This window comes from Syntrophorhabdaceae bacterium, from assembly GCA_036504895.1.
In the GTDB taxonomy this organism is placed as follows: Bacteria; Desulfobacterota; Syntrophorhabdia; order Syntrophorhabdales; family Syntrophorhabdaceae; genus PNOM01.
In genome coordinates this window covers 18,124-29,678 of record DASXUJ010000083.1, presented here as the reverse complement: position 1 = coordinate 29,678, position 11,555 = coordinate 18,124, and the positions used below count along the sequence as shown (strand labels likewise).

At 52.7% G+C, this 11,555-nt stretch carries 11 protein-coding genes and 1 other RNA gene; 10 read left to right on the top strand and 2 right to left on the bottom strand.

Annotated features, from left to right (window positions below; genetic code table 11):
• From VGJ94_11775 to pilB, 10 genes are all read left to right on the top strand, one after another.
• On the top strand, window positions 1–580 hold a 580-nt coding region (locus VGJ94_11775; GenBank protein ID HEY3277292.1), incomplete at its 5' end, for an aconitase family protein.
• On the top strand, window positions 546–1,043 hold the full coding sequence (locus VGJ94_11770; protein ID HEY3277291.1) for a 3-isopropylmalate dehydratase small subunit: 498 nt from the start codon (window positions 546–548) through the stop codon (window positions 1,041–1,043). The genes VGJ94_11775 and VGJ94_11770, both read left to right, overlap by 35 nt.
• Window positions 1,040–2,209, top strand: a complete 1,170-nt coding sequence (locus VGJ94_11765; protein ID HEY3277290.1) for an NADP-dependent isocitrate dehydrogenase — start codon at window positions 1,040–1,042, stop codon at window positions 2,207–2,209. Before VGJ94_11770 ends, VGJ94_11765 begins: the two co-directional genes overlap by 4 nt.
• Window positions 2,210–2,503: 294 nt before the next feature.
• Window positions 2,504–3,620 (top strand): peptide chain release factor 2 gene (prfB, locus tag VGJ94_11760; GenBank protein ID HEY3277289.1). Its coding sequence is split into 2 segments (ribosomal slippage): window positions 2,504–2,572 and window positions 2,574–3,620, totalling 1,116 coding nucleotides; the frame shifts between segments, so codons are not numbered across the junction.
• Between the two features lie 6 nt (window positions 3,621–3,626).
• Window positions 3,627–3,860 (top strand): hypothetical protein, encoded by a 234-nt coding sequence (locus VGJ94_11755; protein HEY3277288.1) that lies wholly within the window; start codon window positions 3,627–3,629, stop codon window positions 3,858–3,860.
• 268 nt (window positions 3,861–4,128) lie between these two features.
• Window positions 4,129–4,306, top strand: a non-coding RNA gene (ssrS, locus tag VGJ94_11750) — 6S RNA.
• A gap of 154 nt (window positions 4,307–4,460) precedes the next feature.
• Complete coding sequence (gene rny, locus VGJ94_11745; protein HEY3277287.1) at window positions 4,461–6,017, top strand: ribonuclease Y; 1,557 nt, start codon at window positions 4,461–4,463, stop codon at window positions 6,015–6,017.
• Window positions 6,007–6,786, top strand: coding sequence for a TIGR00282 family metallophosphoesterase (locus tag VGJ94_11740; GenBank protein HEY3277286.1), 780 nt, complete (start codon window positions 6,007–6,009; stop codon window positions 6,784–6,786). Before rny ends, VGJ94_11740 begins: the two co-directional genes overlap by 11 nt.
• 14 nt (window positions 6,787–6,800) lie before the next feature.
• Window positions 6,801–8,012: a tyrosine--tRNA ligase gene (tyrS, locus tag VGJ94_11735; GenBank protein ID HEY3277285.1), complete on the top strand. Its 1,212-nt coding sequence runs from the start codon at window positions 6,801–6,803 to the stop codon at window positions 8,010–8,012.
• A gap of 204 nt (window positions 8,013–8,216) precedes the next feature.
• Window positions 8,217–9,929 carry a type IV-A pilus assembly ATPase PilB gene (gene pilB / locus VGJ94_11730; protein HEY3277284.1) on the top strand — a complete coding sequence of 571 codons (1,713 nt, stop codon included), beginning with the start codon at window positions 8,217–8,219 and terminating at the stop codon, window positions 9,927–9,929.
• Window positions 9,930–9,984: 55 nt separating this feature from the next.
• Here pilB and VGJ94_11725 read toward each other — a convergent pair whose 3' ends face one another.
• Both VGJ94_11725 and pxpB read right to left on the bottom strand, forming a co-directional pair.
• Window positions 9,985–10,917 (bottom strand): biotin-dependent carboxyltransferase family protein, encoded by a 933-nt coding sequence (locus VGJ94_11725; protein HEY3277283.1) that lies wholly within the window; start codon window positions 10,915–10,917, stop codon window positions 9,985–9,987.
• Window positions 10,914–11,555, bottom strand: coding sequence for a 5-oxoprolinase subunit PxpB (gene pxpB, locus VGJ94_11720; GenBank protein ID HEY3277282.1), 642 nt, complete (start codon window positions 11,553–11,555; stop codon window positions 10,914–10,916). Before pxpB ends, VGJ94_11725 begins: the two co-directional genes overlap by 4 nt.

Here is an 11,555-nt window from a genome sequence, read left to right as displayed (position 1 = left end):
GAAGAGGGAAAGCACCTACATTGAGATCACCCCCGACCAGGATGCGATGTATGAGAAAACTTTTGAGATCGATGTCGAAAAGCTCGAGCCCATGGTAAGCCTTCCGCACCAGGTGGACAATGTGGTCCCCGTCACGGATGAGAGGGCCAGGATCGGGGTGAGCCAGGTCTTTATCGGCTCCTGCACGAACGGAAGGATCGAGGACCTGAGGGTTGCGGCGCACATACTGCGGGGCCGCCGCAAAGCGAAAAACGTGAGACTCCTTGTGGGTCCGGCCTCGAGGGCCGTCTATTACCGCGCCCTCCAGGAAGGGGTAATCAACACCCTTTTTGAGGCCGGGGCCACCATACTGCCGCCGGGGTGCGGCCCGTGTATAGGACTCCATCAAGGGGTCCTCGGCGACGGCGAGGTATGTGTATCTACGTCAAACAGGAATTTCCTGGGAAGGATGGGCAATCCGGATGCAGGCATCGTACTCGCCTCGCCGGCCACTGCCGCAGCGACGGCTTTAACGGGAAAATTGACAGATCCCAGGGAGGTTTTTGATGATAATAACGGGAAAGGCATGGAAGTTTGGTGATAACATCTCCACGGATCATATCACTCCGGGAAGGTTCTATCACCTGAGGTCGAATCTCGACGAGCTCGCAAAGCACGTCTTCGAAGACATAGCCCCGGGTTTTCACGAGAAGATCAGCAAGGGCGACATAATTGTAGGGGGCTCCAATTTCGGTCTCGGATCGAGCCGCGAGCATGCGCCCCTCATTATAAAGATGGCAGGTATCGATGCGATAGTAGCCGGATCGTTCGCGCGGATCTTTTACAGGAATGCGATAAATGTAGGACTTGCCGCCATCATCTGTGACGTGGAAGGCATTGAGGAAGGCGATCTTCTGGAGATTAAAGTAGATGAGGGGATGCTTTCGGATAAGACGAAAAATCTGCATAAACAGTTCTCACCCCTGCCTCCGATCATGAGAAGCATCCTCGATGAAGGCGGATTGGACCAATATATCAAAAAATACGGCGGATTGAAATTATGACGGAAATTCTCAATATTCCCTATATTGTCGGAGACGGCGCAGGTGAAGATATCTGGGCTGCCTCTCACGAAGCCCTCGAAGAATCGGTGATCAAGGCCTATGGGGGCGAGAAACGCATCAAATGGGTACCCCTTCTGGCAGGACAGAAAGGACTCGATCAGGAGGGGAGCCTCCTCTCGGATCGCACTATAGAAGAAGTGAAGAAACACCGGGTCGCGCTGAAAGGTCCCCTCACCACACCGGTAGGCGGTGGATTCAGAAGCATAAACGTCTACCTCCGGCAGATCTTCGACCTCTATGTATGCATGAGGCCCATCAGCCATTTCAAGGGACTTCCGAGCCCCCTCAAAACGCCCGAGAAAGTCGATTTTATTATTTTCAGGGAAAATACGGAAGATCTTTACAAGGGCATAGAGTGGAAAGAAGGCACGGAAGAGGCGCGTACCTTCCTTAAATTTCTCAAAGAAACGATGAAGGTGGAGTTGTCCGACGACACGGCCATAGGGGTCAAACCGATCAGCAGGACGGGCACGCGAAGATTCACCAAATGGGTCCTGGAATATGCCCTCCTCCATAAACGGCGCTCCGTCACGGTAGTCCATAAGGGCAATATCATGAAATTCACCGAAGGCGCGTTCCGGGAATGGGCGTACGAGGTGGCCGGGGAGTTCGCCGACAGGGTGACCTGTTCCGACGAACCGGGCAAGCTCGTGTTCAATGACCGGATCGCAGACAACATGTTTATGCAGGCAATTTTAAGACCCGAGGATTACGACATTCTCCTTTGCCCCAATCTGAACGGCGACTACCTCTCGGACGCATGCGCCGCCCTGATAGGAGGCCTCGGAGTGGCCCCGGGCGCCAACATCGGCGATAACGTGGCGATCTTCGAGCCTACCCATGGCAGTGCCCCCAAATATACGGGCAAGGACCTCATAAACCCCACTTCCCTTCTCCTTTCGGGCGCCATGATGTTCGATTACATGGCCTTGGATAAAGCCGCCTCCATGCTTCGAAGGGCAATCGAGGAGACTATCCGGGGCGGAGTAATGACCTACGATCTCTCCAGGCAGACAGAAGGGATAAAACCCGCAAAATGCAGCTATTTCGGAGCGGAAGTGACAAGAAGGATAGGAGAAAGGGCAGACACGGACAGCTATTTGTGAGGCAGTCGATAGTCGAGAAGGTTTTAGGAGTTAGTAATTTATATGTATTTGGTGTAAAATATTATAAGTAGTCCGTGGGTTGAGCAAAACTACCATTCGGTGGTGATAATTCTGAAGAGTGGCAAAAAAGTAGCCTTTCCCTTGATAGTGGACAGGCGGGGTTAGAAAATAGACACTTCCTCGGAATCAACCGCCGCGATGTAGCTCGCACAGCGAGCGAGAAGGGGAGGCTCGACCGGCTTACGCCGGTTGAGGGGGCGACGTGAGCCCCAAATTAAATTGAAGGATGAAGCTATGCTTGATGACGTGAAGAGTAAGATTGATGAATTGATGGAAAGGATGGCCTCCCTCAGAGGTTATCTTTGACCTCCCTGCGCTTGAAAGTCAGGTCGCACAACTCGATAAAGGCATAGCGGAATCCGCGTTCTGGGACGACCAGGAAAAGGCACAGCAGATCCTCAAAGAGCGCTCCCGCCTTCAGGAAGAGATCGACCGTTGGGCCAAGAAAGAGCATGATCTTGAAGAGATCCTGATCATGGCCGAGATCACGCGGGAGACGGAAGAACCGGGAGATCTCGCGGAACTGACCGGCCTTGTGGATGATTTGGACGAATCGCTCAGCAATTACGAAATGGAGCGTATGCTCGGGGGCGAAAACGATAAAGGAAATGCGATCATTTACATAAATGCGGGGGCAGGAGGCACGGAAGCCCAGGACTGGGCCGAGATGCTTTTCAGGATGTACCTCAAGTGGGCGGAAGCGAGAAAATTCGAGACCCAGGTAGTTGACATTCTCGAAGGCGAAGAAGCGGGCATTAAAAGCGCCACCTTCCTTCTCAGGGGCCCCTATGCCTACGGCTACATGAAATGCGAAGTAGGCATCCACAGGCTCGTAAGGGTTTCCCCTTATGACGCCAATAACAGGCGCCACACGTCCTTCGCTTCTGTCTACACTTATCCCGAGCTTCCCGAAGACGTGCCGGTAGATATAAGGGACGAGGATTTAAGGGTAGATACCTTCCGATCGAGCGGACCCGGCGGTCAGCACGTCAACAGGACGGAATCGGCAATAAGGATTACTCACCTGCCGACAGGACTTGTGGTGCAGTGCCAGAACGAGCGGTCCCAGCACAAGAACAGGGCGATAGCCATGGCTATCCTCAAATCACGCCTTTACGAGTTGGAGAAGAAGAAACAGGAAGAGAAGATGAATACCCTCAATAAAGAAAAGAAGGACATCTCATGGGGAAGCCAGATTCGCTCCTATACTCTCCACCCCTATAAACTCATAAAGGATCACCGGACGAAACTGGAAGCCCATAATGCGGAAGCGGTACTCGATGGCGGCATAGACCCCTTCATCAAGGCCTGCCTTTTACACTTGACTTTTGAGCAAAAAAACGATAATTAATCAATCATGGAACTGTTTAGCGAATCTAAAATAGTGGAACTGGAAGAGAAGATCGACGGCCTTATCAACGGCTATATCGCGATGAAAGACGAGCATGAAAAAGTGACGGCAAGACTGAGAACCATGGAGGCTGAAAACGCGGACCTGCAGGAAAAGGTAAATTCGGTCCGGGCCGAAAGAGAGTTGATCATAGACAAAGTCACCAGACTGCTCGAAAAGGTAGATAAAGTAGAGGTGTAAAGGTGTAGATGGAAAAAAAGGTTGAGGTTAGGATACTAAACCAACCATTCACCTTTATAGGCGAAGATGAGGAACGGATTAAGAAGGCGGCCGGCTTTGTTGACGAGAAGGTGCGATACGTACTCGATAACTACGGCATAGTGAATACCATAAACGCGGTAATCATGGCCATGATGGAACTTTCGGACGAGTATCTGGCCATGAGAGAACAGGCAGAGAGATTTGAGGGGAGCGCGTTGAGGCTCCTGAAAAAAGTTGAAGAATTTAAGGTTCCCTGCGATGCGCGTGATGAATGGTAAACTTAGAACCAACACCTCTTTAACGGGGGCTTTTTCCTGCTGCGGTGTGCATGCTCGTGCAAACGAGAAGCCTGATGCAGCACATAGGCGCCCACATGTATTTAGAGGTTCGAGTTTTTATTGTTCACACGGCATCGCGGGGGTTTTAATAAATTAGGGGTAGTTGTTGAGGAAATAGGGGAGTTGACATAAATACCTTAACGTTATTTGGAGGTATAAAATAGCCTTAAGTGCAGCATAAAAGATAGATTGACTCTTTCCTCATCGGACTAGCCCCCTATACATTATCCAAGGGGGTAATTTGAATATAAATATAGTACTGCCAATCGTTTGTTTCATCGCAGCATTGCTCATAGGGTTTGTTTTTGCCCGTTTCGTTCAGAAAAAGAGGGTCGGCGAGTACGAGAAGATCGGTAAAAAGATCCTGGACGACGCCAAAAAAGAGGCGGACGTCCTCCTCAGGGAAGCATCCATCCAGGCCAAAGATGTCGTCATAAAGGCCAACAATGAAATCGAGCAGGAAATAAAGACGCGAAGACTGGAGCTTCTCAACTCCGAAAGAAGGCTTTCGCAAAAAGAATCAAGTCTGGACAAGAAGATGGAAGGCCTCGACAAGAAGGAAGAGGACCTTGCGAGAAAAGACCGCGATCTCACCCAAAAACAGACAAGTCTTGACGCAAAAGTGAAAGAATATGACGACCTCCTCGTGAAAGGACGGGAGCAGTTGGAAAAGGTCTCCGGTCTTACCGCTGAAGAGGCGAAAAAAGTGCTCATGCAGATGATGGAGGACGAGGCCAGGTACGAGGCCGTCAAGATCTGCAAGAGGATAGAGGAAGAGGCCCGGGAAAAGTCGGACAAGAAGGCCAAAGAGATAATCGCCCTTGCCATACAGCGTTATGCGGGAGATTATGTGGGTGAAGATACGGTATCCGCCGTAACCCTCCCCAATGAGGAGATGAAGGGAAGGATCATCGGAAGGGAAGGAAGGAATATCAGGGCCCTCGAAGCCGCCACGGGTGTTGATATTATCATAGACGACACGCCTGAAGCAGTCATCCTGTCCTGCTTCAATCCCATCAGAAGAGAGGTTGCGAGAGTCGCCATAGAGCGCCTGATAAGCGACGGGAGGATTCACCCCGCACGGATCGAAGAGATCGTCTCGAAAGTTGCGGAAGAGATGGAGAACAAGACCAAGGAAGCCGGGGAGCAGGCCGTCTTCGACCTCGGGGTTCACAACGTTCATCCTGAAATGGTAAAACTCCTGGGGCGACTCAAGTTCAGGAGCAGTTACGCCCAGAACATCTATCAGCATTCCCTGGAGGTTGCCTTCATCTGCGGCATTATCGCGGCGGAGCTGAAGGCGAATGTGAAAGAGGCAAAGAGAGCCGGTCTCCTCCACGATATCGGGAAGGCGGTGGACCATGAGATAGAAGGCTCCCATGCATCCCTGGGCGCCGATCTGGCCAAGAAATACGGCGAGAAAGAAGAGATCGTTCACTCGATCCTCGCCCACCATGAAGATGTCCCTACAACAGGACTCCTCGATGTCATCGTGCAGGCCGCAGATGCCTTGTCGGGCGCACGGCCCGGCGCCCGCAGGGAGATGCTGGAAACCTATATCAAGAGGCTTGAAGAGCTCGAGCGCATTGCGAACAGTTTTTCCGGCGTGGAGAAATCATATGCCATTCAGGCCGGCCGGGAAATCAGGATCGTGGTCAACAGCGAGCGCATCACCGATGATTTCACCTTTTCTTTGTCGAAAGACATTGCCCGGAAGATCGAGACGGAGCTATCCTATCCCGGTCAAATCAAGATCGTCGTCATACGGGAGACGAGAGCAGTAGAATATGCCAAGTGAGATAAGGGTTCTTTTCCTTGGCGACGTGATCGGGAAGCCGGGTCGTAAAGCAGTCGAAAGTTTCGTAAGAACCGTCGAAGCCGATTTCAAGATAATGAACGGCGAAAATATCGCCGGCGGTATAGGGATTACCCCTTCCCTCGCCAATGAGATGTTATCTTCGGGAATCGATCTGCTCACCACCGGGAACCATGTATGGAGAAAACGGGACATTATCCCCTATCTCATGGGCGAGCAGAGGGTGATCCGTCCCCTCAATTATCCCCCCGGAACCCCAGGCTTCGGCTACTCCGTGATAAGAAAGGGGAATAAAGCCCTTAGTGTGGCGAATATCGAAGGCCGTATATTCATGGGCACCGTGGATTGTCCGTTCCGGGCCATGGAGGAGTTGATCGCTCATGCGGATAAGAGCATACCTCTCATTGTAGACTTTCACGCGGAAGCGACCTCCGAAAAGATCGCCATGGGCTGGTTCCTTGACGGCGAGGTGGCGGCACTGGTGGGCACCCATACACATGTGCAGACCGCGGACGAGAGGGTTTTGCCGAACGGCACGGGCTATATCACCGATCTTGGAATGACCGGTCCCGCCGATTCCGTGATCGGAATGGAAAAATCGGCCATCCTTACGAAGTTCATTACCCAGCTCCCCCAGAAATTCGAGGTCGGAAAAGATGACGTAGAGGTGCAGGGGGTGCTCCTCACTCTCGCGGCAACAGGAAACAGGTGCCTCAAGATAGAGCGGGTCAAACAGAAGATCCAATTATAAGACGGAGCGGACCCATGGTCGATATAGAGAGAGAAATCGAAATATTGAAGCGGGGAGCGGTCGACGTGATCAACGAGGCCGATCTCAGGAAAAAGATCCTCAAGGCTCGGGAAGAGAAAAGGCCCCTCAGGGTCAAACTGGGAATGGACCCTACCGCACCCGACCTCCATCTCGGCCACACTGTCGTGATCCAGAAACTGAAGCAATTCCAGGAGCTGGGACATACGGCAGTCTTTCTTATCGGGGATTTTACCGGACTCATCGGCGACCCCACGGGCAGGATTGAGACACGCCCCACCCTGACACGGGAAGAGCTGATGGCGAATGCCGAAACATATAAAGATCAGGTGTTTAAAATCCTCGATCCTGAAAAAACCGAGATTCGATTCAATAGCCAGTGGATGGAAGCCATGAACGCGGCGGACATGATACGGCTCTGCGCACAGTATACGGTAGCCCGTATGCTGGAGAGGGAAGATTTCAGAAATAGACTTCAGAACAATCTCCCTATCAGCATCCATGAATTCCTTTATCCCCTTGTCCAGGCGTATGATTCGGTGGCACTGAAGGCGGACGTGGAGTTGGGGGGCCACGATCAGATATTCAACCTCCTCGTGGGAAGGGATATTCAGAAGGTGTACGGTCAGGAATCGCAGATCGTCCTTACCGTACCACTCCTCGAGGGCACGGACGGCGTCAACAAGATGAGCAAGTCCTATGGGAACTACGTGGGCATAGACGAGCCCTCAGAGACCATCTTCGGTAAGCTCATGTCAATTTCGGACGACCTCATGCTGAAATATTATGAGCTCCTGAGCGATATTTCCCTGGAGGAGCTTAATACCCTCAAAGAGCATATAAGGACGGGCAGAGTCCATCCCAAAGATGCGAAAATAGCCTTTGCCAAAGAGATCATCACCCGGTTTCATAATGCGGGTGAGGCCGAAGCCGCCCATCAAAACTTCGAGCGTATCTTCAAAAACAAGGAAATTCCGGATAACATTGAGTCCATGACGGTCTCCAGGAGCGATGCGGGTCCCTGGCTCCCCAAGCTCCTCGCCCAGGTGGGGCTGGTCCCTTCCACTTCCGAGGCCAAGAGAATGATCGCTCAGGGTGGGGTCTCAATTAACGGGGCCAAAGTCACTTCAGAAGAAGTCCCGTCAGATGACGAACTGATAATCAAGGTGGGTAAACGAAATTTCAGAAAGGTAATCATTTCGGGCTGAACCCGGTCCCGATTCCCGCCCCAGAAATCATCGTGCCTCCATCCGTTCCGATTAACCCTACAATCACCTTTACTTTCAATCCTTTGCGGGCGCTTGCCTTGCAAAAGGCCGGTCTATATGAGAGAATTAACGGGAGCAGGTCCGGAGTCCGTGATCTGCATATCACCGGATAAAGCGGAGAATGGTAAGAAAAAGGAGTAGGCCATGGCGTTCCTTTTAGGAGAGCTTCTCGTAAGGATGTCCCATATCACCCAGAAGCAGCTCGATGAAGCCCTGATAGACCAGAAGCTCGAAGGCGGCAGGATCGGAGAGGTCCTCATCAGAAAGGGTCTTATTAGCGAGGAAGGCATCCTTCAGGCCCTCTCACGCCAGTTCGCGATCCCTGTGATCGATCTCGAGAATACCGAGATCGAGGAGAGCGTAATCAGCCTCATCCCCCTCAATACCGTACGCAGATACAACATCATGCCTATCAGAAAAAAGGGTAACACCCTCACCCTCGCCCTGGTCGATCCCACAAAAATATTCGACCTCAAGGAGATCAAGCTCTTCACGGGATTCGATATCGACCCCGTCCTCACGTCCGAGGCAGCAGTATCCAAAGCCATAGAAACTTACTATGAGACTACTCATAACGTGGAGCTGAGACGGCTCATGGACGATCTCGGGGCGGGCGACAACCTTTCGCTGGAAATCGTGGAGGAAGAAGAGTCGGGAGATGTGGCAAAGCTCGAATCGGATGCGAAACAGCCCCCCGTGGTCCAGATCGTCAACCACATTTTTACCGAAGCCATCAAGAAAGGCGCCAGCGACATCCATATCGAGCCTTTCGAAGATTCGGAGCGGGTCCGTTATCGCATAGACGGAGTGCTCTATGAGATCATCAGACTGCCCATGAGATTTAAAGACGGCGTCACCTCCAGGATTAAAGTGCTTTCAAGAATGGATATCGCGGAAAAGAGGCTCCCCCAGGACGGGAGGATAAAGATCCAGATGAAACTCGGGGGGAGATTGAAGAATATTGACATCCGTGTCTCCTCTACCCCCACCTTGTTCGGTGAGAAGATTGTGATGCGTCTCCTCGACAGGGAGGGCCTCATGCTTGACATGAGGCGACTTGGCTTTGAAACGGAGAGCCTCAGGAATTTTGAGGAAGCGATCTTTAAGCCATGGGGCATGGTGCTCGTTACGGGACCGACCGGATCGGGAAAGACCAATACCCTTTACAGCGCCATAGGGAGGATCAACACCCCCGAGGTCAATATCATGACCGTCGAAGACCCTGTTGAATTTAATATTGACGGTATTAACCAGGTCCAGGTCCAGGAGTCGATCAGCCTGAACTTTGCTTCCGTGCTGCGCTCCTTCCTCCGCCAGGACCCCAACATCATCCTCGTAGGGGAGATAAGGGATAACGAGACCGCGGAGATCGCCGTCAAGGCGTCTCTTACCGGCCACCTGGTCCTTTCCACCCTTCATACGAACGACGCACCGTCGGCAATAACACGCCTCACGGATATGGGCATCGATTCTTTCCTGGTGGCCACGTCGGTCATCCTCATTGCCGCCCAGAGGCTTGTCCGGCGAATATGTCAGGAGTGCAAGGAAGAGGTAAGCCATCCCCCCCGGGCCTTGATGAACATCGGTTTCTCCGAAGAAGATGCCAATACGGTCCACATATATAAGGGGAAAGGTTGCAGCAAGTGCAATAACACCGGCTATAAAGGCCGCGTAGCGCTCTATGAGGTAATGCCCGTTACCGCCGCCATACGGGAGCTTATTTTCCTGAAAGCCAACGCATCGGAGTTGAGAAGAAAGGCCATGGAAGAAGGCATGATGTCTTTGAGGCAGAGCGGTCTCACAAAGATCAAAAACGGCATCACTACCATAGAGGAAGTCCTGCGAGAGACTTTCTGAGCACAGGCGCGCTCCGGCCCCGTTTCCGCCTTCCTTTTATGCGCTTTTAGCGGCTTCATGGAAACCGCAGGGCTTCCTGTCTTTTCCTCCACAATTCTTCCCCTTCCTCCAGACTCACCAGTTTCAGACAGACACGGTCCGCAGGTTTGAGATGGGCAAGAAGGTCCCTGTCGGCCCTCACGATCACCCCGAGGCGCGCGTAACCGCCCAGGGTCCTCTCGTGGAGGGTAATGATGGGTTTTCCGTCTCCGGGGATCTGTATTGTGCCGGGAATGACGCCTTCGGAGTCAATGCTCTTCTCCGCCCCTTCCTTGAACGTGAGCGCCCTTCCCTCCAGCCGTATGCCTGTACGGTTCGAGCGCGCGGAAACCATGAAACCGGAAGGCCCCGTATCGGAAAAGAATTTTTTCAAAGAGGGTCGGGTAAAATATCCCTTTTCCGGCCCTTCCACGAGCCTCAGGAGGTGGGGAGGGTCGAGGGCAGGGATTGTGAGAACGGCGCCTGCTTCTCCTCTCCATTTCGGCAACTCTTCGAACTCAAGCACATCGCCCTTGAGAAGGGGCCGTCCCTTGAAGCCTCCGAACCCGCATTCGACGTTCGTAGCACAACTGCCCATCACTTCCTCCAGGGCAAGCTTTCCCGAAAAGCCGATGTAATATCTGAACCCCTCGTCAACGCCGGCTACGATAAGCCTCTTCCCGGCAGGCAGAAGAAAAGGCGTCCACAATGGAACCGGCTCGCCGTCAATCAACGCGCGGACCCTTGCCCCTGTAATCGCGCATCCCACATCGAGTCCCGCAATACACGCAAATCCCTTGCCCATCACTTCCAGGGCAGGGGCAACCGAAGAGTTACCCGTGAGGTAATTCACCGCGCGAAGAGCATACCGGTCGAGGGCCGAAGAAGAAGGGACGCCGATGTGGGCGAATCCGTTCCTTCCCTCATCGACGGTCAGGCAGAGCAGTCCGGGGTTCACGATCTCGATCATAAGGCCGCCAACTTTACCGTGTCGCCAATGCGAAGCAGGCTGTAGGGCTCTTTCTTAGAGTCGAAAAGCCTCAATTCCGTCTTCCCGATGATACGCCAGCCCGCAGGCGATTCAAAGGGATAAATACCTGTCTGGAGCTGAGCAAGCCCCACCGAGCCTTCGGGAACTTTAATCCTTGGCGTGTCGAGCCGGGGGACGTAGAGTCTCTTATCCAGGATGCCCAGATAGGGAAATCCCGGCATGAAACCGACCGCGAAGACCGTGTAAACCGCGGACGTGTGGATCTCTATCACTTCCTCCCTCGTGAGTCCGGAATAGGAGCAGACAAAGTCCATATCGGGCCCCTCGGCCGAGCCATAATGGACCGGTATTTCCCAGGCCCGGGAGGCCAGGACCTCCACCCTGTCGATCTCGCCTTGCCTTTCAAGGATCATCGCCTGAATATCCTGGAAGGAAATCCGGTCCGGATCGTAATGAATGAGACAGGATTTAAAAGAAGGGATTACGTCGACGATTTCCTTAAGTCCGAGAGTCCTCAAAAATGAGTCACATTGCCTCACCTTCAGGTTGACCTCGGGATCGACTGCCTCACCAAGGATTATGCGAATCCCGTCTTCGCCGCACCTTAAGATTTTCAT

Bases quoted from the DNA above. Each gene is read 5' to 3' on its own strand.
- VGJ94_11770 (HEY3277291.1), top strand. From the start codon at position 546: ATGATAATAACGGGAAAGGCATGGAAGTTTGGTGATAACATCTCCACG.
- VGJ94_11765 (HEY3277290.1), top strand. From the start codon at position 1,040: ATGACGGAAATTCTCAATATTCCCTATATTGTCGGAGACGGCGCAGGT.
- VGJ94_11755 (HEY3277288.1), top strand. From the start codon at position 3,627: ATGGAACTGTTTAGCGAATCTAAAATAGTGGAACTGGAAGAGAAGATC.
- VGJ94_11740 (HEY3277286.1), top strand. From the start codon at position 6,007: ATGCCAAGTGAGATAAGGGTTCTTTTCCTTGGCGACGTGATCGGGAAG.
- tyrS (HEY3277285.1), top strand. From the start codon at position 6,801: ATGGTCGATATAGAGAGAGAAATCGAAATATTGAAGCGGGGAGCGGTC.
- pilB (HEY3277284.1), top strand. From the start codon at position 8,217: ATGGCGTTCCTTTTAGGAGAGCTTCTCGTAAGGATGTCCCATATCACC.
- VGJ94_11725 (HEY3277283.1), bottom strand. From the start codon at position 10,917: ATGATCGAGATCGTGAACCCCGGACTGCTCTGCCTGACCGTCGATGAG.
- pxpB (HEY3277282.1), bottom strand. From the start codon at position 11,555: ATGAAAATCTTAAGGTGCGGCGAAGACGGGATTCGCATAATCCTTGGT.